We start from the raw sequence: 20,365 nt of genomic DNA on the forward strand, positions 1-20,365 counted from the left end.
CGATAACCGAATGCCAAGGAAAGAAGAACATCGGAAAGCCGTATGAGGGAGAACCTCACGTACGGTTTGATGAGGGGGAACTGATAGGAGTAAGGCGACCAAACGGTCGCCAGAAAGCGTCAGTTCTCTACTCTACACCCTGAATCCCATCTTCGAAATGGCTGCTTTTGGCCGCGGTTCCGTCTTTGAAGTGGAGCCGGCCGGGGATGACCCACAGCGAAGATCCCAACCCGCCTGAAGCGTTTTTCCCTTTTTCCTCCGCTCCACTACAGTAGGAGGACCTACGAAACACTCCTTGATTGCATACTTGTTCTCCCGCGAATCTGTCTGCGCATCTTCGCCAGATAGAACAGAAAGAGCAGCAGGACCAACCCTTGCAAGACGATGGCGCCGGAGATCGAATCACTCATGTACGTAAAGAGATAGTAGATGCCGGAACCTGCAGCCATCAGAAAGTTTTCGATAAAGTTTTGAATCGCGATGGTTTTCCCCGAGCCCACCATCTTTTTCCCTTCCTCCTGCAAGACCGTATTCATCGGAATGATGAACACCCCGCCCATAAAGCCGACCAGAAGCAAAAGACAGATGGCGATAAACGTGACGTGAATCCAGGGAAACAGCACAATCACGAGGAACATGCCAAAGCCGTAGAGCAAGGAACGAGTGAACTTCTGCAGCGGAATCAATTTGGGAGCCAAAAACGCTCCTGCGATAATCCCGATAGATGTCGTTGCCAGAATCAGCGAAACGGAAAAGTGTTGCGGGTCGATGGCCAGCGCGGCTGGAATCCATGCCAGCACGGCGACGCGCAGAACAGCGGAACTCATCCAGAACGCTCCCGTGCCGACGAGGGCGAAGTTGGTCTCCGGCCGTTTCATCAGCTTCCCGAAATCTAGGAAGAAGCGGCGTGCCTCGGCACCGTAACGAATCGTAGCATCTCCGTGCATGCGCGGAATAAAAAATGTCACCCCAAGCGACAGCAGATAGAGAGCGAGACAGATGCCGGAAGAAAGCAGCGGGTGCGTCATGGAAGCAATCGCACCGCCGCCGCCGATCCCGGTCAGAATCGCGATAATCGTATAGGCTTCGATGCGGGCATTGGCATGAAACAATTCCTCTTCGTTTTTCGTCAACTCCGGCAAGATTCCGTATTTGGCAGGAGAGTAGACGACCGCGCCTACGCCGACCGTAAAGTAGCAAAGCATCAGCAGCAGGATGCTGGATTGATCAATGAAAAACAAGAGCAGGACGCCGAGAGCCTTGATCAAATTGCCGATCACCAGCACGAGCGACTTGGGATGTTTGTCTGCGAACGGTCCCACGAGCGGTGCCAGAATGAGATACGGCAGAAAAAAGGAGATGGAGACGAGCGCGAGCATGGCGGGAGAAAAACCGTTCTCCCGCAGCAGATTCGCGATCACAAACAGGATCATGTTGTCGGCGAAGGCAGATAGAAACTGGGTAAAATATAAGGCTTGCAAGGGTTGTAATCGCGTTTTCATGCTGTTTCTCCTCCACGCTCAGCCCATTGCTTCAAGCTGACGTAATCTGTTTTTCCGCTGCCGAGAAGAGGCAGTGCTTTTGCATGCCGGATCGCTCCCGGTACGAGCAACGGTGAAAATTGGAGCTGCTGGATGTAGGCGCGCAGCGGGCCGAGCTCCACTGTCTCATCGGTCGTGTAGAGCAGTACGCGCTCGCCTTTTCGCTGATCATGCACAGTGATGGCAGCGAACCCGGAGTGACCAAAGCATTGCATCGCCAACTCCTCGATCAGGTTCAGCGAGACCATCTCTCCGCCGATCTTGGCGAATCGCTTCAGGCGGGACTTGATGGTTAGATAGCCTTCCGCGTCTGCCTCGACCAAGTCACCAGTCTGGTACCAGTCTTCTGCTGGCAGGAAGCCTTTTCCGTGGATCAAGTAGCCCTTCATCACATTGGGCCCTTTTACCAGCAACTGGCCTCCTCCCTCGATCCCCTCGACGGCCTCCAGGCGATACGACATGCCTGGAAGCAGGCGTCCTACTGTTCCTTGCTTGTTTGCGAGCGGTGTGTTCAGCGACAGGATCGGGGCTGTTTCTGTAGCGCCGTAGCCTTCGAAGATTCGCACACCGAATTTCTCCATCCACATTTGGCGGACGTCGTCTTTCAGCTTCTCAGCTCCTGCGAACACATAACGGAGCGAGTAGAAATTGTACGGATGAGCCATGCGGCCGTATCCAGCCATGAAGGTGGAGGTTCCGAACAGGATCGTCGCGTTTTGATCGTAGACCAGCTCGGCGATCGCCTTGTAATGCAATGGGCTGGGGTACAGGTAGACCGGCACTCCTTTGACGACGGGCAGCAAGGTGCCGGCTGTCAGACCGAAGCTGTGGAACATCGGCAAGGCGTTGAAAAACTTGTCGCGCGACGTGATGTCGATCACGCTGGTCACCTGCTGGATGTTGGCAAACAGGTTGGTATGGGTCAGCACGACCCCTTTTGGCTTGCTTTCGCTGCCGGATGTAAACAGCACCAGCTCGTTGTTGGATTTTTGTGCAGGCTGTTTGGTCAGGTAACGGATGAGCGCTGCGATTTTGTCAAAAGTAGTGGCAGTCTCTTTCAAGTCCTCCAGATAGACAATTTTCATCTGGTCCTGCAAACCATCGATGATCGGGTCCAGCTTCCCTTTTTCAATAAAGACGCGGGAGGTCAAGATCGTCTTGATCTCCGCTGTTTCGCAGCAGTCCAGCAAGGGGCGGATGCCCAGCGAAAAGTTCAGAATGGCTGGTGTTTTGCCGATGCGAAACAGGGACAGCAGAGTAATCAGGTGTCCGACCGAATTGGGCAGAAACAGGCCGACTGTGGATTGGCCCAAGAGCTGCGGACGAAGCTTGTTGCCGAGCAGGTAGCTGCCGACCAGCAAGGTCCGGTAATTGACGGCCGTAGTCAGATCTTTGGCAATTTCCATCTTAGGGCCGTTGATTTTCGCTGCTTGCAAGACTTCGTCAAACAGGTTGACGTTGGTTTTCATCTGGCTTTGGAACAGCTCGTTTTGGAGTGTACGCAATACCAGGTCGCTGGCAGATGCTTTTTGTTCGCGCATCGAGCGGTTCTTGTCATGGGCGATGGTAAACGGATTTCCGATCGTAAACGTGACGTCAGGGAACCAGAGCAGACGCAATTTGCCTTGCAAGTAGGAAAATTTCGAACGCTGCAGTCCTTGGATGATCACGGGATAGACGGGGACGCCGGTACGCATGGCGAGGTAGCCGACACCGCTGTAAATTTTCATCAGGCTGCCAGTGGTGGTGATGCGTCCTTCCGGGAAAATCACCAGAGTCTCACCCTTTTTCAGCACGCGCAGCATGTGGCGAATGGAGTAAGGGTTGAGTGGATCGACGGTGACATGCTTGCGGAAGCGCAGAAAGAAGGCGAACTTTTTGGCGATCTCCGTGTTGACCACGAAGGTGGCGTTTTTCGGCAAGGTAAAGGAGAGCAATACCGCATCCAAAAGAGATACGTGATTGGGCGTAATCAAGGATGGCTGGGAAAGGTCGAGCTTTTCGAGACCTTTCATGCGTGGGCGGAACCACAGTGTCAGGATTGCTTTCAGCAGGGCGTGAACCAAAAACATGAATACCACACCTTTACAAAAATGATGATTGCTTAGCCTTAATTGTAAAGAGTGGGGAGAATTAAAAAAGTACCAACTTTGCTTGGTACCTGGTCATAAGTCTTGGTCAGAAGGGGCAGGAGAGAGAAAAAGGCAGCCCCCAAAAGCCCGCCGTACTCGCTAGAAAAGCTTGCGCTGGCTTGCTTTGGCGGCTGCCTCCTTGCTGGTTTTGACGCCCATTTTTTTGAGGATGCGGTTGATGTGGTTTTTGATCGTCCGTTTGGTGATGTGGAGCGATTGTTCGATTTGCGATTGGGTCTGACCCTGGTGGATGAGCTGCAGGATGTCTTTTTCCGCGGGGGAAAGCAGCTTCTGGTATTCTTCATTTTTCATCCGTAAAAATTCATTGCGCAAAGCGGCAGCTGCCGTGGCGTGAATCGCCGACTGCTGCGAGTGGGCAGCGCGGATGGCGTCGGGTATTTCCTTGAAGCTGGATTTGCTGATGTAGTTGACCGCACCGGCTGAGAAGGACTCGACGATCACTTGCTCATCGGTCAGGGAAGTGAGCATGATGATTTTGCATGCCGGATGCTGCTCGGTCAGGATGTAGACGGTTTCGATCCCGTCCAGGTTGTTTTGGGTCAGATTGATGTCCATGAGGATGACATCAGTGCATTCGGGCTGGAAGCGTTCCAATGCTTCTTCCTTGGTGCCTGCTTCCCCGGTAACCGTGATGTCGGGTTGGCTGTTCAGGTAATCGACGAGCCCTTTGCGCCATGCTGGATCGTCCTCTACGAGAAAAATCTTGATCTTCTCCATGGTGTGCTAGGCCTCCTTTCGGCTTTTGATGAATGGGTCAGTGATGGACGATGCGTTTTTTCGGGAACAACAGGAAAACGGTGGTGCCGTTACCGGGCTCGCTGGTCAGCTCCAGCATTCCTTGATGCTTTTGCATGACATGGTAGCAGTAGGAGAGCCCCAGCCCGAAGTTGTGGCCCGTCTTTTTCGTGGAGAAAAAAGGGTCCAGGACATGCGGGAGGTTTTCCTTGCTGATGCCGGAGCCGGTATCGGCGACGGCGATGACCAGATGCTTTTTGGAGCGAAACACCTGGAAGGCGAGCCGGCCGCCGGATCTCATAGCTTCGATCGCGTTCATGCCCAGATTGGTAAGGACTTCGCGAAGCTGTACGGGGTCGCATGTCAATGGCTCCGTATCCTCCAGCTCCAGCACGACCTCGATCCGGTATTTCTCCGTATAGGGTGCCAGCGTATTCGCGACCTGCGTGACGATCTGGCCCGGGTAGACGGTGTCTTCCTGCAGGATTACCTCGCGCAATTGATCCTGGATGCGCGCTACCATGTTCAGGATATGCTCCGAGGATTGCTGCAGCACCGCTGCGTCCTCCTGCAGCTGCGGCTGATCGGTCTTTTGCGCATAGGCTTGCATCCGCTCCGCGTAGAGGGAGATTTTGCCGACTTCATTTTTGATCGTATGGTTGACGATTTGTGCCCCGGAGGTGATCGCGCGCAGGGTGCTGTCCAGCCGCCTTTTCTCTACGCGGAGCCGGACTCCGAGGAAGCCGTATTTCAGGCTGATCGCCACGATAAAAATAAACTGGACTCCGACGACGAGTGAATTGTAGCGCCAGGCGTCGTAGTCGTTTTGAATTCGCATAACGTAGATAAAAGTAAAGACGAAAAAGAGCGGCACGATGATCAGAATATTGGTGAAGAAACGGTTTTTTTTGACCAAAGGATCTTTTTCCTGCCGATACAGGATGATCAGCAAGGTACAAGCTGCCAAAAAGTACGGAATCACCCACGCTACCATGATCCAATAGTTGAAATCGAGAACGGGATAGAGCGGCGTGATCATCAGCATGACGAGCGGTGGGATCAGCGCCGTGTATTGTATTACTCTTTTGACTTTTTTCGAGATGGTGTCGCTGGAGTGGATCGCGAACATCAAAAAGGTATAGGGAAGCCCCACCTGACACACGAAGGAAGCGCCTCTGCTCAAGATGGAAAATACGCTTAGCCAGCCCGGGTGTTGAGCGAGAATATCTGCATAGTGGACAAGGATGAATTCATCGATGACGCCGGCAAGGAATCCGCCGCCTCCGACAAACGCAGTCGCGCTTCCCCAGCGAATCTCTGTACGACGGGGATCGGTAAACAAGACGAACAATCCCAATGCCCAGATGGTAAACAAAATGAAAACCAGCATGGCTGTCACAATCTCCTGTCTTATCAGTGCAAAACGACTCCAGGGATGAGACGCGTGGTCATGAGTCAAGAGCGTTTTGTATACATTCATTATACCGTAGGAGTGCTCGCGGGTCAGAAATAAATCGACGAGAGCTGAATAAGGAAGGAATTTCCTTCTCTGCATGGAAATGAAACCGAACTGCTTCTATGTGTATCGGCATTTTCCACTAACGATTGGCGGTGATGAAATGAAACGGGTCGACTTGATCTTTCAGAAGCTGATGGAGTTAGGTCCGCAAGCGCGGGTCAGCGCCAGCGATCTGGCGAATATGCTGGGACTCTCCAGGGCCAATGTAAGCAGCGATCTGAATCTGTTATGGAAAGAGCAAAAGATAGAGAAGGTAGTGGGACGGCCTACTTTGTTTCATGTGAAGCCGACCGGGGATTCCCGATACCAGGTGGAGACGGCATTGGATCGCCTGGCGAAGACGAACAAGAGCTTGCAGACGCAGATCGAGCAGGCGAAGGCAGCTGTTCTCTATCCGCCGCGGGGGATGCACTGTCTGATCCTGGGTGAGACAGGCGTAGGCAAATCGGTGTTTGCGGGCTGGATTCACGAATTTGCGGTGGATATCGGGCGGTTGAGCCCGGAAGCGCCTTTTGTCGTCTTTAACTGCGCGGACTATGCGAACAATCCCCAGCTGTTGATCAGCCAACTTTTTGGCGTGAAAAAGGGGGCGTATACAGGTGCGGAACAGGATCGACGCGGCCTGGTCGAAAAAGCGGATGGCGGGATTCTCTTTCTTGACGAGGTGCATCGCCTGCCGGCTGAGGGGCAGGAAATCTTTTTTACTTTTATGGACAAGGGGACATTTCGTCGCGTAGGAGAGACAGAGGTAGAGCGCTCCGCGCAGGTGCAGATCATCTCGGCGACGACGGAGAATCCGGAATCGAGCCTGCTCAAGACCTTTATCCGGCGAATCCCGATGATTATCAAGCTTCCTTCGCTAGTCGAGCGGGGCATTGAGGAGCGGTACCATATTACGATGAGTTTTTTCCGTGAAGAAGCGTTTCGCCTCGGGCGGGAGATTCACGTCTCTGCCAGTGCGATACACGCCTTTTTGTCCTATCACTGCCCCAACAACATTGGGCAGTTGCATACCGATATACAGCTGACCTGTGCAAGGGCGTATGCGGATTTTATTTCTGCGGGAAAAAAACAGCTGCGGGTCTCGGTCCAGGATTTGCCTCATCACGTCAAGCAAGGACTATTGTATGCCAAGGAGATGCGGCCGGCGCTGGAAGAGTTGTTTGGCACGGATCACAAGAGCTTTGTCGTTCAGCCCCAGGCAGAGAATATTCTGGTCGTGCGGGACCGAGAAGATTCGGCGGACAGCGTCTACGAAAAGATCGAGCAGAAAATTGCGGAGCTGCGCGATCAAGGAGTCAGTGAGGAAGAACTGGAATTCGACATCGAAAATTACTTTACGCCGTTTATCAAAGGTGTTCATCAGCGAATCAACAAGGAGGATATGCGGCGCATCATTGACCCGGTGATTATCCGGCTGGTAGAAGAGATCGTCCGATATGCGGAGTCCCGTTTGGGCAAGGTGCTGAGTCAAAAAGTGATTTTCGGACTGGCTCTGCATATCCAGACTTCACGGGAACGGCTGAGTCATGGAAAGCAGATCGTCCATCCGCACGTCAACAATGTGAGGATCAAGTACAAAAAAGAGTTCGCCGTCGCTTTGGAATGTGTGCGGATGATCGAGGAGGCTCTGCTGATGGACCTGCCCATCGGGGAAGCGGGATATCTGACGATGTTCTTCGTGCTGGATGATGAGGAGGTCGAGGAAAAGCGGGAGATGATCGGGATTCTGGTCATCACGCATGGCAGCGGTGGAGCTACGGCGATGGCAGATGTCACAAACCGCTTGCTGGTAACCCAATATGCCAGGGCCATCGATTTGCCCCTGGAAGTGGATTCTTCCCTCATCCTGGAGCGGGCGATTGAGGTAGCCAGGGAGATTGGAGGCAGTGCCGGCCTGTTGCTGTTGGTAGACATGGGTTCGCTGCTGGGGTTTGGGGAAGTGATCGAGAGGGAGCTGGGCATTCCGGTCAGAGTGATCCCGATGGTCAGCACGCCGCACGTGATCGAGGCAACGAGGAAGGCGATGCTGGGGCATACCTTGGAGGATGTGTATCGAGATGTTGTCAGCATGGGACATGGGCTGGTGGAATTCCAGCAACGGGAACAGCCTTTACAAAGCATGCCTGCACTCGCGATCGTGGCAGCCTGCCTGTCCGGGGAGGGGAGCGCTCTGTTCCTGAAAAAGATGTTGGAGTCCAAACTGCGCTACGATGAGTCGTTGCTTGAGTTCGTGCCTCTGCAGTTGATCGACAAGTCCGAGGCGCGCAAGCAATTGAAGGCGATCAAGGAAGGGCGAAAGGTACTGTGTGTCGTGAGCAATTACATGCTGGACAAAGACTTGCGCTGCTTCGGGATGGATGACGTGGTGACAGGAGAGGCTCTGCAGGATATCCAGCAGATGATCGACCAGGAGGAAGCCCTGTACAAAATGGAAGGGGAGCTTCGAGAACATTTGAAAATGGATTCCGTCGAAACTTTGCTGCGCGATGTGATGACCTGTGTGGCCCGAATGGAGGAGCGCCTTCACCGGAAGTTGGATTTTGATACGCGCATCGGGGTCTATCTGCATATCTGCTGTATGGTCGACCGCTTGAAAAAAGGGGCGCAGACGACCATGTACACCGGCAAAGAACAGTATTTGACTGCCCATAAAAAAGAGTACAGCCTGGTGCGCCATGAGATGCAGCCGATTGTAGAAAAATACGAGGTTGCCGTTCGCGACGATGACCTTTGCTATATCATGAACTTTTTTGTGGTGTAGAGGATAAAACACTAGCCTGATTAGTGTTTTCTTTTTTTCCAATTTAGCCGTAAGACAAAACACTAAAGCGTTTTCCATAAAACACGAAGCAAAGCGAGAGCCCACACTTGTGAAAGCGCATACATTTTGGTGTTTTGGCATGGCGCTTGCAATCTTTTCCAGTGTATACGAAAGGGAGGAGATGACGTGAACATTTTGCTTTGTTGTGCAGCAGGGATGTCGACAAGCCTGTTGGTCCAAAGGATGGAACAGGCGGCGCAGGAAAAAGGGATTGTGGCAAGAATTTGGGCAGTCTCTGCGGGCGAGGTCAAGCAGCATATTGGGCAAGCTGACGTACTCCTGCTCGGACCTCAAGTTCGCTACAAGCTGGCGGAGATGAAAAAGGAGGGTGACGCGCGGGGCATTCCTGTCGATGTGATTCAAGCGCTGGATTACGGGACACTCAATGGAAAGAATGTACTGGAGTTTGCAATGGGTTTGAAAAAGTAGAGGAGGGTAAGTATGGGCGGATTTATTACGTTTTTGGAAAACCGCGTCATGCCTGTTGCGGGACGGATCGCTGAGCAAAAACACCTGCAAGCAATACGCGACGGGATCATTTTAACCTTGCCGCTGTTGATTATTGGCTCCCTTTTCCTCATCATTGGTTTTCTTCCCATTCCAGGTTACAACGACTTTATGAGTTCGGTGTTCGGAGAAAATTGGCTGACCAAATTGCTGTACCCGGTAAACGCCACGTTTGACATTATGGCTCTTATCGTAAGTTTTGGGGTGGCATACCGTTTGGCTGAAAAATATAAAGTAGACCCCTTGTCGGCAGGAGCGATTTCGGTAGCGGCCTTCCTCTTGGCTACCCCCTACAAGACGATGTTCACGCCTGAAGGAGCTTCCGCGGCGGTAGAAGTAGGCGGGGTCATTCCCGTCGCTTTGATGGGCAGCCAGGGCTTGTTCGTCGCGATGCTTCTGGCGATCATTTCAACGGAGATCTATCGCAAAATCATTCAAAAAAATATCGTGATTACGATGCCCGCTGGTGTCCCACCGGCTGTATCGCGCTCTTTTGTCGCCTTGATCCCCGCTTTTGTCGTGCTGCTGGTGGTCTGGCTGCTGCGAATTCTGTTGGAGAACACCTCGTTTGAAAGCATCCACAACATCGTTTCCGATCTTCTCGCCGTTCCTCTGAACGCACTCGGCGGAAGCCTCATTGGCGCAATAATTGCGGTTCTCTTGGTCCACATGCTGTGGGCGGTAGGATTGCATGGGGCAGCGATTGTAGGCGGTGTGTTGGGACCGATTTGGCTTTCCTTGATGGATCAGAACAGGGCGGCGTTCCAGGCAGATCCTAACGGAGAACTGCCCAACGTCATTACGCAGCAGTTCTTTGATCTATGGATCTATGCGGGGGGATCAGGAGCCACGCTTGCCTTGGTCGTCCTCATGCTGATGAGGGCAAGGAGTCAGCAGATGAAAAATATCGGCAGACTATCCATTGCGCCTGGCCTGTTCAATATTAATGAGCCTGTGACGTTTGGGATGCCAATCGTCATGAATCCCCTGCTGATCATTCCCTTCATCCTGGCGCCTGTCGTCCTCGTCATCATCAGCTACTTCGCGATGTCTACTGGATTGGTGGCGAAGCCGAGCGGTGTGGCGGTGCCGTGGACCACGCCCTTGATCATCAGCGGCTATCTGGCCACCGGAGGAAAAATTTCGGGGATGGTGCTGCAGGCATTTAACTTCATTGTCTCGCTCATCATCTACTATCCGTTTTTCCGCATGTGGGATAAGAAAAAGCTGGCGGAGGAACAGGGTAGCGCTGCGCAAAATTCGGATCGTACCCTAACCATGTAATCTGTAAGAAGAAAGGACTTGGCAATGAAACTGATTGTGAATGCAGACGATTTTGGCTATTCCAAAGGTGTCAATTTGGGAATTGTAGAAGCGCACGTCAACGGGGTGGTTTCCTCTGCAACGATGATGGTGAATATGCCCGGCTTTGAGCATGCAGTCCGACTCGCCAAGGAGAACCCCAGGCTGGGGGTGGGGGTTCATCTCGTGTTGACATGCGGGAATGCTGTCCACCCCGATGTTCCTTCCTTGACGGATCATACCGGAGCGTTCCTTCGCGGGAGCAAGCATCTGATGGCTGCTTCTCCAGAGGATATAGAGCGGGAGTTTGCGGCCCAGATTGAGCGTTTTTTGCAGAGCGGGCTGCCGCTGTCCCATCTGGATAGCCACCACCACGTCCACGCGCATGAGGCTGTCTTGCCAATCGTCCTCCAATTGGCCGAACGCTATCAGGTGCCGGTCCGCAATCCCTGGACGCTTGCCGGGGCAGGACGGAAACAGGCGTGCATCACGACAGAGGGTTTCTCGCACCGTTTCTATGGCGATCAACTTTCCACTGATTTGTTCTGCGAGATTGTAGATGAATGGGGCGGATGTGCGACTGCGGAAATCATGACTCACCCTGCATATCTCGATGATGAGGTGTTGGCGGGCAGCAGCTATCATCTGCCTCGGACGAAGGAACTGAAGATATTAACTTCCAAACAGGTAAGCGAGTATCTGGAGAAAAAAGGCGTACAGCTCGTCACTTTTCATGACATTCGATAGGTGGAGATAGATATGGACCATACGGAAGCGATCTTTCAACTCATCCTGCACGGGGGCAATGCGCGGAGCCTGGCGATGGAAGCGATTGCCTTCGCCAAGAACAAAGACATGGCTGGTGCGCAGCAGGCACTTGACCGTGCGGCGGATGAACTGACAAAAGCCCATCACAACCAAACGGCATTGATTCAGAAAGAAGTTGCAGGCGACAAGCTGGAGCTGAGCATGCTGCTGATTCATGCCCAGGATCATCTGATGAACGCGATGACGATCAAGGATTTGGCAGCCGAATTCGTCGAGATGTACGGCCAAATTCATCAAAGCAAGGGGGCAGGCGTATGAGCGGAATCAAAATTGTAACCATAGGAGGAGGCTCCAGCTATACTCCGGAGCTGGTGGAAGGCTTCATCAAGCGTTATGATGAGTTGCCTGTTCGCGAGCTATGGCTGGTCGATGTCCCGGCAGGAGAAAAAAAGCTGCAGACGGTAGGAGCGCTGGCAAAGCGCATGGTGGAAAAAGCAGGGGTTCCCATCGATATTCACCTGACGCTGGATAGGCGCGAGGCCTTGAAGGATGCTGATTTTGTCACGACGCAAATCCGTGTCGGACAGTTGGATGCGCGCATTCTGGACGAAAAAATTCCGCTCAAGTACGGAGTGATCGGACAGGAGACCAATGGGCCTGGGGGCTTGTTTAAAGGCTTGCGGACGATACCTGTCATCCTGGACATCTGCCGTGATATGGAGGAGCTTTGTCCGGATGCCTGGCTGATCAACTTCACCAATCCGGCCGGGATGGTGACGGAAGCAGTCTTGCGCTATACCAATCGCAGGAAGGTCATCGGCTTGTGCAACGTACCGATCGGCATGAAGATGGGCGTAGCCTCCATCCTTGGGGTAGATCAAGCTCGCGTGCATATTACATTCGCTGGCTTGAATCACATGGTATACGGCACAGATGTCTATGTGGACGGAGAAAATGTGACGGATCAGGTGATCGAAAAGCTGTGCAGCGAACAATCGGGAATCACGATGCAAAACATCCTGGATCTGGGCTGGGAGAAGGATTTTATCAAGGCCTTGGGAATCCTGCCTTGCCCGTATCACCGCTACTATTACCAGACAAAAACGATGCTGGAGCATGAATTGGAGGCGGCGGAAAAAGACGGGACCCGGGCAGAGGTGGTCAAAAAAGTGGAAGCGGAATTGTTCGAACTCTACGAAGATCCGGAATTGGCGATCAAACCACCGCAATTGGAGAAACGCGGCGGAGCCTATTACAGCGAAGCAGCATGCAATCTGATCCATTCCATCTACAACGACAGACGGGACATCCAGCCGGTAAACGTGCGCAACAACGGCGCGATCGCCAGCATTCCCGACGACTCGGCGGTGGAGGTAAACTGCGTGATCACCAAGGAAGGACCAATCCCTTTGGCGGTAGGTGATCTGCCTGTGGCGGTTCGCGGACTGGTGCAGCAGATCAAGTCATTCGAAAGGGTGGCAGCAGAAGCTGCTGTGACAGGGGACTATCATCTCGCTCTGCTGGCGATGACGATCAATCCGCTCGTCCCGTCCGACGTGGTAGCCAAACAGATATTGGATGAGATGCTGGAAGCGCACAAGGACTATTTGCCCCAGTTTGCCAAGGTAACTACCTGATTACGGAAGGGGTGGAGAGATGGAATGATCCGATTTTCTGAAAAAGTAACCGTCAGCGGTGGACTGCACGCTCGGCCCGCATCGGTGCTCGTCCATCAGTTGAACCAATTCAGCTCGACAGTCAAAATCATTTGCGACCAAAAGCAGGCAAATGGGAAAAGCATCCTTAGCGTGATGGCTTTGGGGGTAAAAACAGGAGATGAAGTCATCTTCGAGATTGACGGCATTGATGAAGAAGCTGCTGCTGCGGAGGTCCAAAATCTGTTTCAGCGTGAATTTGCGATATAGCAGAAAAGCCAATCATCGGGAAGAGAGTTTCCCGGATGATTGGCTTTTTCTTATAGGTAACGAGTGAACTCGACAATCACTTTGAAGTAGTCTCCGTCAATTTCGATAAACAGCTTACCGCCTTGCAGCTCGACGATGCTTTTGGCAATCGCGAGGCCAAGACCAGAACCCTCGGTATTGCGTGATTCGTCAGCTCGTTTGAAGCGTTCGAACAGCTCCTCGGCGTCGAAGTTGATCTCGTAGGCGGACACATTTTTGATCGTAAACCTTACTTTATCCGCAGATTCGGTCAAATCGACGTAAACGCGAGTATTGGGAAGCGAGTACTTCAATGCATTGCTGATCAGATTTTCAAAGACGCGCCAGGTTTTTTTGCCGTCCAGCGGAGCGTAAATCTTGCCATCTTCAATATTGGTTCGGAAGGTAAGCGAAGATTGCTCGATTTTATCACTGAACTCGGCCAGGGCCTGATTCACCAGTGCCGCTACATTTACTTGCTCGATATTTAATTCGACGGAACCGCTCGACATCTTCGCCGCCTCGAACAGGTCATCGATCAGCGCTTTCAGCCGATCAGTCTTCCGTTCGAGAATTTGTACATACTCCTTGCGCGTTTCTGGGGACAGATCCTCCCGTTTCAGCAAGTCGACATAATTGACGATGGAAGTTAGCGGTGTTTTCAAATCATGGGACACATTGGTGATCAGCTCCGACTTGAGCCGTTCGCTTTTCATCTGGTTGTCGAGAGAGCGTTTGACCCCTTGCTGGAGATTGTTCAGGGAATGAGCAGTGCTGGCCAGCTTGCCTTTGGTCTTTCCAGCATCAATCACGACATCGAAATTCCCGGCAGACATCTGTTCGACCCCGCGCGTGATCCGATTCAACAATGCGATGCGGCGCAGGATATAGGGCAGTACGAACAAGACGTAGAACACGCAATAAAAAAACGCGAGGAGAAAAGGCTCCAGATCCCTTTTTACGAAGTAGATCAAACCAGTGCCCGCAGCAACACAAAATCCAATCGTAAGGATAAAGATCGTCGCGAGCTTGAAAAACATTCCTTTGTCGGCAAAACTGTCTCGAAGGACCGCAAGGATTTTCAGGCTAATGCTGTTGTGCCATTGTTGGGTAAAGGCCTCTGGTTGCTTGAACATGATCCATGCTTCTAATACAAACAAGAGAAAATAGGCAGTGAATGGAGCCATTACGACAAGCGTAAAAACTTGACCCAATCCGATGGGGAGCGAGAAAAAGTTGGCCTCCAAGGAGTAGATCAGATAAAACAATCCTGCTGGCAGGAGCGAAACAAGCCGGATGTCCATTGGGATGCTGCGAAAGATGGACTGACTTTTCGTGATCATGGAATGTTCCAGTGCCTGGTTCTTTTTCAAATACCAGAAGAGTCCAGCTGCAAGGAAGAGAAACAATATCAATAAGACAATCTCTTTCAACAATCGATCGTGAATGGACTGATAATAATTGACGTCATCTATGATCTGATTGTAATAGCCTCCGTAATCGAATTCGCCAGATTCAAACTGGTTGGGGAGAACAGGTTCATAAGGATCTGCTTCCCGGGGTATATAGATAAGTCCTTCCCATTGGTTTTGCTGAAAAAAACGGTTCAGTCCCCAGTTTCGCTCCCCTTTTGGCTGGGGAATTTTGACGGAGATCAGTGCGCTTTGTCTGAGCTCAGTATCAGTAGGCTCGTGGTCCAAATTGGTATAGACTTTATTGTTTTTCTTGTCCTGAATGGCGTATTTAAATGTGCCATCCCGGAGAAGCAAATTGAATTTGACTGCCTCGTACTCTTTATCACGAGCAGCGATGCTCTCCTTCATCTTTGCATCGTAATCGGCCTTAATCTGTCTTTCCCTGCTGAGACGTTTGTTTTCTTTTTCCGCTTGAAGCAAGGAAACCTGGCTATCATTGCCTGCTGCGCGTGCTTCTTCTATTCGCTTGTTGTATTCCGCGTCTAGCTCAGCTTTCAGTTGCTCAAGCTGATGTTCGCGCTCTTGATTGAGTTCAGACAGCCAATCACTATCGAGCTTTTGCTGAGCGGATTTGGTAGAGTAGTCGGCATAGTCTACGTGGACCTCCTTGATTAGCCTAGCGACAGTCGCCAATTCCTCGGAGATAAGATGATTGTTCCTGCTGATGAAATAGTCCTTGTCCAGAAAGCGACGGTCATCGTAGAGATTGGCGACGGTTAGCGCAAGGAGGGTGGTCACAAGGATCAAACCAAGCAGGGCAAGCGCGACGTAGCGTTTATTTTTCAATTTTGTATCCAATTCCCCACACCACTTTCAAGTATTTTGGTTCTCTCGGGTTGATTTCAATTTTCTCGCGGATGCGACGGACGTGGACGGCTACTGTATTTTCGGCGTTTAGATAGGGTTCCTTCCAGACGCGTTCATAGATTTCTTCAATGGAGAACACCCGGCCGGTATGACCCATCAGCAGTTCCAGAATTTTGTACTCCGTGGCTGTCAGGCGTACTTCATTGCCATCTACGGTGACGGATTTGGTCAGTTTGTTCAAGGTCAACCCACGGACACTGATTTCATCCTGGCTTTCCTTGTAATGCCCCAGATTGGTGTAGCGCCGCAGCTGCGATTTGGCTCTTGCTACCAGTTCCAAGGGTTGAAAAGGCTTCGTGACATAATCGTCTGCCCCGATGTTTAGTCCAAGGATCTTGTCGGTATCCTCTGACTTGGCAGAGAGCATGATAATCGGGATGTTTTTCTCCTGCCTGATCTTGAATGTTGCGGTAATCCCATCCATTTTGGGCATCATGATGTCGAGGATGATCAGATGAATGTCCTCTTCCTCCAAAATGGCGAGAGCTTCCAAACCATTTCCGGCTTTGTAGACGGTCATGCCTTCGTTTTTCAAGTAAATCTCAATTGCATCGCGGATTTCTGCTTCGTCATCGACGACGAGCACATGATAGCTTTTCATGCAACCTCCCACCTGTCTGTACTCATGGTTTTTATCATAGCGATCAGCATTAACAAAATAGTGGAGAAAACTCTTACAAATTTCTTACGAATCCCGTTGGAGGCTCCCCGGCAGCCCGTTTTCTTTCCATGCGTTGACCGAATAAGGTAAGATGGGTGAAGAAAACCGACGAAACGTGGTGATCATGATTGCTTGAATGGACGGGGGAACGAATCATTCCCAAGCTGCTGAAACCGACGAACGGCATGTTGCTGGAGCACATCGCCCGCTATTATTTTGCCACTCCGTACATCCATGGCAGAGTGTTGGACATTGCATGCGGCACAGGCTACGGCAGTCACATGGTCGCCAAGGAACGCAAGCGCGAACTGATCCAGCTCGTCGCTGTAGATAACGATAAAGATACCATTGATTATGCCAATCGGGAGTATCACCATCAAAAGATCGTTTATCAGCAGGCTGATGCGCTCGATCCGGATTTGCCCGGGAAGCTGGGGATGTTTGATACGATCCTGAGCTTTGAGACGATTGAGCATGTAGCCGATGACCGCCTTTTTATGGACAATCTCTATCAGATGCTGAAGCCTGGTGGAAAGCTGATCTTGTCCAGTCCATTTGGGCGGGGACGCGGGATGCCGACAAGCGAGCCTTTTCACGTCCATCAACTGACGCCTGCTGAATTCGAAGAGCTGTTCGACCGTTTTTCTGAAAAGGAGATTTACTACCAACGCGGCGTGACGTTTGAGAAGCCGCGGGATGGTGTGCGCTATTTTATCGGCATCGCGGTGTGCACCAAAGCTGACCACTAAGGAGGAAGACGTTCTGGCTACATTTTCGTCACTGGGAATTGGTTTACCCTTACATGATACATTAAAAGCAAATGGAATCACGGAAGCAACGCCTGTCCAGGAAAAGGCAATTCCTTTGCTGTTGGCGGGAAAAGATGTGATCGCGCAGGCGCAGACGGGTACAGGCAAGACACTCGCTTTTCTATTGCCGATTCTGGAAAAAGCTGACCCGCATGTCGAGCATGTGCAAGCCCTGATTTTGACGCCGACCCGGGAGTTGGCCCTGCAAATTACGACGGAAGCCAAAAAGCTGTCGGCTCAGCTGGACGATATCCATGTGCTGGCGGTATACGGAGGGCAGGATGTCGAGCGGCAAATGAAAAAGCTGCGAGGCAAGAAGCAAATCGTGATCGCGACGCCGGGGCGCTTGCTGGATCATCTGCGGCGCGGAACGATCGAGCTTTCGACGGTATCGATGCTGGTGCTGGATGAAGCGGACCAGATGCTGCACATGGGATTTTTGCCTGAGGTGGAGGAAATTATCGGCTGTACCTCAGGAGAGCGGCAAACGATGCTTTTCTCTGCAACGATGCCGGCACAGGTGCGTTCGCTGGCGAAGCGGTACATGCGCAACCCGGAAGATGTCCGCGTGCAGGGCAAGCAAATTACGCTCAAGGATATTCGCCAAATCGCAGTGGAGACGACAGACAGGGCCAAGCAGTCTGCTCTCCGGGAGCTGATCGAACAGCAGCGTCCGTTCATGGCTGTGATCTTTTGCCGGACCAAGCGCCGGGCCAGTACCTTGAATGCTGCTTTGCAGGGGTATGGGTATCTGTCAGACGAGCTTCACGGAGATTTGTCACAAGCGAAGCGCGAAGACGTGATGAAACGGTTTCGCGAGGCCAGAATTCAATTGCTGGTGGCGACGGATGTAGCGGCAAGGGGTCTTGATGTGGAGGGTGTCACGCATGTATTCAATTACGACATTCCGCACGATGTGGAGAGCTATATTCATCGGATCGGCCGAACAGGCAGAGCGGGGGAGCAGGGGGTCGCGATCACCCTGGTTGCGCCCAAAGACCGCATGCATCTGGAAATGATCGAGTCAGGAATTCGCATGCCCCTCGAAAAAAAGCGAATAGAGACGGCCCAACCCAAGAAAGAGCAGACGAGTCGGGAATCACGCGGACAAAGAGGAGCAAAAACGGAGCAGAGAAAAGAGATGGGGCGGTCTCCGGTTCGGGGTCAAGGCGGCGGTCCGAGGAGTAACACGGACAGCAGACGCCAGGGCCAGAAAAAGAGGAGCCAGGCCGCAAGAATGGAACGACCGGCAAAGAGAAATTCCCGAACGCGATCACGTTAACGAGTTTACAACAAATGGAAAAAGACCGTCATGACCCGTATATGCAGGTCACGGACGGTCTTTTTTATCAGCTGGTCTTTAAGCATCAGGAAACAGGCGTGAACGGGTGAGAAAACGCACCCCCTCGGGGCCTTCGAGCGAGAACATGCCTCCCCGCCCCTCCACTACGTCTATGATCAACTGGGTGTGCTTCCAGTACTCGTATTGGGCCTTGCCCATGTAAAACGGGCATCCGCCGATCTCGCCCAAGAGCACATCCTGATCCCCGATGAGAAACTCGCCCTGCGGATAGCACATGGGAGAACTGCCGTCGCAGCAGCCGCCAGACTGATGAAACATCAGCTTGCCGTATTTCGCCTGAAGCCGCTCGATCAGCTTGAGGGCAGCATCCGTTGCGAGCACTTTTTCTGCTGCGTTCATGGCTTAGAAGAATCCCAATGCTTGGTCGCTGTAGCTGACCAAGAGGTTTTTGGTCTGCTGGTAATGGGAGAGCATCATTTTATGGTTCTCGCGGCCGATTCCGGAGCTCTTGTATCCGCCGAACGCAGCGTGTGCAGGATAGGCATGGTAGCAGTTGGTCCAGACACGTCCTGCCTGGATTTCCCGTCCGATGCGGTACGCGGTATTCATATCCCGTGTCCAAACCCCGGACCCGAGGCCGTACAGAGTGTCATTGGCGATGGAGAGAGCTTCTTCGGTGTCCTTGAAGGTCGTTACGGATACGACGGGTCCGAAGATCTCTTCCTGGAAGATGCGCATTTTATTGTGTCCTTTAAAGACAGTCGGCTGAATATAATAGCCACCGCTAAGGTCTCCCTCCAGTTGTGCAGCCCCTCCGCCGATCAGGCAATCTGCCCCTTCCTGCTTTCCGATGTCGAGGTAGGAGAGGATTTTTTCCACCTGCTCCAGAGAAGCCTGGGCTCCGATCATGGTTTCGGTATCCAGAGGATTGCCTTGCTTGATGCTGGCGACGCGCTTCAGAGCACGCTCCATGAATGGCTCGTAGATGCTTTCGTGGATCAGTGCGCGGGATGGGCAGGTACACACTTCGCCTTGATTGAGAGCAAACAGGACAAAGCCTTCGATCGCCTTGTTCAGGAACGCATCGTCCTGGGCGCAGACATCGGGGAAGAAGATGTTGGGAGACTTGCCGCCCAGCTCCAACGTGACCGGGATAATGTTTTGCGAGGCGTATTGCATGATCAGGCGGCCGGTTGTCGTCTCACCCGTAAAAGCAATCTTGGCGATTCGATTGCTGGATGCCAGGGGTTTTCCCGCTTCGAGACCGAAGCCGTTGACAACGTTGACGACCCCGGCCGGGAGCAGGTCGCCGATCAACTCCATCAGCACTAAAATGGAAGCAGGAGTTTGTTCCGCTGGTTTCAGGACGACGCAGTTGCCAGCTGCCAAAGCCGGAGCCAGCTTCCATGTAGCCATCAGGAGCGGGAAATTCCACGGAATAATCTGTCCAACTACGCCAAGCGGTTCATGGAAATGGTACGCGACTGTACCGTTGTCAATCTCACTGATGGTTCCTTCCTGTGCGCGAATGCTGCCGGCAAAATAGCGGAAATGATCGATCGCAAGCGGCAGGTCCGCTGCCAAAGTCTCTCGAACGGGTTTCCCGTTGTCCCAGGTCTCGGCTACGGCCAACAGCTCCAGATTGGCTTCCATTCGATCAGCAATCTTCAACAGAATATTGGAACGCTCTGTTACCGAGGTTCGTCCCCACGCTGCCTTTGCCTCATGAGCGGCGTCCAGGGCCAGTTCAATATCTTCGGCAGTAGAGCGAGCTACCTCGCAAAACACCTTGCCGGTCACTGGGGTCACATTTTCAAAGTACTCTCCTTTGACTGGCGGGACCCATTTCCCCCCGATGTAGTTGTCGTAGCGATTTTTGAATGTCACCTTTGATCCGGCTTGGCCGGGCTGTGCATAGATCATGCGAACGCCTCCTCACATTTCTCTTGTGCCTTTCA

Annotated in this window: 17 protein-coding genes; 9 read left to right on the forward strand and 8 right to left on the reverse strand. The window is 52.3% G+C overall.

Annotation, left to right across the window (positions count from 1 at the left end; all coding sequences use genetic code 11):
- Positions 1-281: 281 nt before the first annotated feature.
- The 4 genes from lplT to EDM58_RS17305 all read right to left on the reverse strand — a co-directional run bounded on the left by lplT (position 282) and on the right by EDM58_RS17305 (position 5,819).
- Complete coding sequence (gene lplT / locus EDM58_RS17290; protein WP_122914427.1) at positions 282-1,502, reverse strand: lysophospholipid transporter LplT; 1,221 nt, start codon at positions 1,500-1,502, stop codon at positions 282-284.
- A complete protein-coding gene (locus EDM58_RS17295) occupies positions 1,499-3,613 on the reverse strand; it encodes an AMP-binding protein (RefSeq protein ID WP_122914428.1) in 2,115 nt (704 codons plus the stop codon). Before EDM58_RS17295 ends, lplT begins: the two co-directional genes overlap by 4 nt.
- A 159-nt stretch (positions 3,614-3,772) precedes the next feature.
- On the reverse strand, positions 3,773-4,411 hold the full coding sequence (locus EDM58_RS17300) for a response regulator transcription factor (protein ID WP_122914429.1): 639 nt from the start codon (positions 4,409-4,411) through the stop codon (positions 3,773-3,775).
- Between the two features lie 37 nt (positions 4,412-4,448).
- Positions 4,449-5,819, reverse strand: a complete 1,371-nt coding sequence (locus EDM58_RS17305) for a sensor histidine kinase (protein ID WP_122914430.1) — start codon at positions 5,817-5,819, stop codon at positions 4,449-4,451.
- A 163-nt stretch (positions 5,820-5,982) separates the two neighbouring features.
- Here EDM58_RS17305 and EDM58_RS17310 point away from each other — a divergent pair, with 163 nt between their 5' ends.
- The 7 genes from EDM58_RS17310 to EDM58_RS17340 all read left to right on the forward strand — a co-directional run bounded on the left by EDM58_RS17310 (position 5,983) and on the right by EDM58_RS17340 (position 13,274).
- Positions 5,983-8,712 (forward strand): sigma-54-dependent transcriptional regulator, encoded by a 2,730-nt coding sequence (locus tag EDM58_RS17310; RefSeq protein WP_246000825.1) that lies wholly within the window; start codon positions 5,983-5,985, stop codon positions 8,710-8,712.
- A gap of 186 nt (positions 8,713-8,898) precedes the next feature.
- Positions 8,899-9,201 (forward strand): PTS sugar transporter subunit IIB, encoded by a 303-nt coding sequence (locus tag EDM58_RS17315; RefSeq protein WP_122914431.1) that lies wholly within the window; start codon positions 8,899-8,901, stop codon positions 9,199-9,201.
- 12 nt (positions 9,202-9,213) lie between these two features.
- On the forward strand, positions 9,214-10,563 hold the full coding sequence (gene celB / locus EDM58_RS17320) for a PTS cellobiose transporter subunit IIC (protein ID WP_122914432.1): 1,350 nt from the start codon (positions 9,214-9,216) through the stop codon (positions 10,561-10,563).
- Between the two features lie 24 nt (positions 10,564-10,587).
- Positions 10,588-11,328, forward strand: a complete 741-nt coding sequence (gene chbG / locus EDM58_RS17325; RefSeq protein ID WP_122914433.1) for a chitin disaccharide deacetylase — start codon at positions 10,588-10,590, stop codon at positions 11,326-11,328.
- Positions 11,329-11,340: 12 nt separating this feature from the next.
- Entirely contained in the window at positions 11,341-11,667 is a 327-nt protein-coding gene (locus EDM58_RS17330) for a PTS sugar transporter subunit IIA (RefSeq protein ID WP_122914434.1), read from the forward strand.
- Positions 11,664-12,986 carry a 6-phospho-beta-glucosidase gene (locus tag EDM58_RS17335; protein WP_122914435.1) on the forward strand — a complete coding sequence of 441 codons (1,323 nt, stop codon included), beginning with the start codon at positions 11,664-11,666 and terminating at the stop codon, positions 12,984-12,986. The genes EDM58_RS17330 and EDM58_RS17335 overlap by 4 nt, the downstream gene beginning before the upstream one ends.
- Before the next feature lie 24 nt (positions 12,987-13,010).
- Positions 13,011-13,274, forward strand: coding sequence for an HPr family phosphocarrier protein (locus EDM58_RS17340; RefSeq protein ID WP_122914436.1), 264 nt, complete (start codon positions 13,011-13,013; stop codon positions 13,272-13,274).
- Positions 13,275-13,324: 50 nt separating this feature from the next.
- Here EDM58_RS17340 and EDM58_RS17345 read toward each other — a convergent pair whose 3' ends face one another.
- Positions 13,325-15,565: a sensor histidine kinase gene (locus EDM58_RS17345; protein WP_122914437.1), complete on the reverse strand. Its 2,241-nt coding sequence runs from the start codon at positions 15,563-15,565 to the stop codon at positions 13,325-13,327.
- The gene (locus EDM58_RS17350) at positions 15,543-16,235 is read right to left on the reverse strand and encodes a response regulator transcription factor (protein WP_122914438.1); all 693 of its coding nucleotides are present in this window, start codon (positions 16,233-16,235) and stop codon (positions 15,543-15,545) included. The genes EDM58_RS17345 and EDM58_RS17350 overlap by 23 nt, the downstream gene beginning before the upstream one ends.
- A gap of 188 nt (positions 16,236-16,423) precedes the next feature.
- On the opposite strand from EDM58_RS17350, the gene EDM58_RS17355 reads away from it, so the two are divergent.
- Together EDM58_RS17355 and EDM58_RS17360 are read left to right on the forward strand one after the other, a co-directional pair.
- On the forward strand, positions 16,424-17,044 hold the full coding sequence (locus EDM58_RS17355) for a class I SAM-dependent methyltransferase (protein WP_246000829.1): 621 nt from the start codon (positions 16,424-16,426) through the stop codon (positions 17,042-17,044).
- Positions 16,992-18,386 carry a DEAD/DEAH box helicase gene (locus tag EDM58_RS17360; protein ID WP_122914439.1) on the forward strand — a complete coding sequence of 465 codons (1,395 nt, stop codon included), beginning with the start codon at positions 16,992-16,994 and terminating at the stop codon, positions 18,384-18,386. Before EDM58_RS17355 ends, EDM58_RS17360 begins: the two co-directional genes overlap by 53 nt.
- A gap of 78 nt (positions 18,387-18,464) precedes the next feature.
- Here EDM58_RS17360 and EDM58_RS17365 read toward each other — a convergent pair whose 3' ends face one another.
- Complete coding sequence (locus tag EDM58_RS17365; protein ID WP_122914440.1) at positions 18,465-18,806, reverse strand: DUF779 domain-containing protein; 342 nt, start codon at positions 18,804-18,806, stop codon at positions 18,465-18,467.
- A gap of 3 nt (positions 18,807-18,809) precedes the next feature.
- On the reverse strand, positions 18,810-20,330 hold the full coding sequence (adh, locus tag EDM58_RS17370) for an aldehyde dehydrogenase (protein ID WP_122914441.1): 1,521 nt from the start codon (positions 20,328-20,330) through the stop codon (positions 18,810-18,812).
- Between the last annotated feature and the right edge of the window lie 35 nt (positions 20,331-20,365).

It is taken from the genome of Brevibacillus panacihumi (assembly GCF_003710985.1).
GTDB classification, from domain to species: domain Bacteria; phylum Bacillota; class Bacilli; order Brevibacillales; family Brevibacillaceae; genus Brevibacillus; species Brevibacillus panacihumi.

Coding starts and splice junctions, on each gene's coding strand:
- lplT (WP_122914427.1), bottom strand. CDS start 1,502: ATGAAAACGCGATTACAACCCTTGCAAGCCTTATATTTTACCCAGTTT.
- EDM58_RS17295 (WP_122914428.1), bottom strand. CDS start 3,613: ATGTTTTTGGTTCACGCCCTGCTGAAAGCAATCCTGACACTGTGGTTC.
- EDM58_RS17300 (WP_122914429.1), bottom strand. CDS start 4,411: ATGGAGAAGATCAAGATTTTTCTCGTAGAGGACGATCCAGCATGGCGC.
- EDM58_RS17305 (WP_122914430.1), bottom strand. CDS start 5,819: ATGCTGGTTTTCATTTTGTTTACCATCTGGGCATTGGGATTGTTCGTC.
- EDM58_RS17310 (WP_246000825.1), top strand. CDS start 5,983: ATGGAAATGAAACCGAACTGCTTCTATGTGTATCGGCATTTTCCACTA.
- celB (WP_122914432.1), top strand. CDS start 9,214: ATGGGCGGATTTATTACGTTTTTGGAAAACCGCGTCATGCCTGTTGCG.
- chbG (WP_122914433.1), top strand. CDS start 10,588: ATGAAACTGATTGTGAATGCAGACGATTTTGGCTATTCCAAAGGTGTC.
- EDM58_RS17330 (WP_122914434.1), top strand. CDS start 11,341: ATGGACCATACGGAAGCGATCTTTCAACTCATCCTGCACGGGGGCAAT.
- EDM58_RS17335 (WP_122914435.1), top strand. CDS start 11,664: ATGAGCGGAATCAAAATTGTAACCATAGGAGGAGGCTCCAGCTATACT.
- EDM58_RS17340 (WP_122914436.1), top strand. CDS start 13,011: ATGATCCGATTTTCTGAAAAAGTAACCGTCAGCGGTGGACTGCACGCT.
- EDM58_RS17350 (WP_122914438.1), bottom strand. CDS start 16,235: ATGAAAAGCTATCATGTGCTCGTCGTCGATGACGAAGCAGAAATCCGC.
- EDM58_RS17360 (WP_122914439.1), top strand. CDS start 16,992: ATGGTGTGCGCTATTTTATCGGCATCGCGGTGTGCACCAAAGCTGACC.
- EDM58_RS17365 (WP_122914440.1), bottom strand. CDS start 18,806: ATGAACGCAGCAGAAAAAGTGCTCGCAACGGATGCTGCCCTCAAGCTG.
- adh (WP_122914441.1), bottom strand. CDS start 20,330: ATGATCTATGCACAGCCCGGCCAAGCCGGATCAAAGGTGACATTCAAA.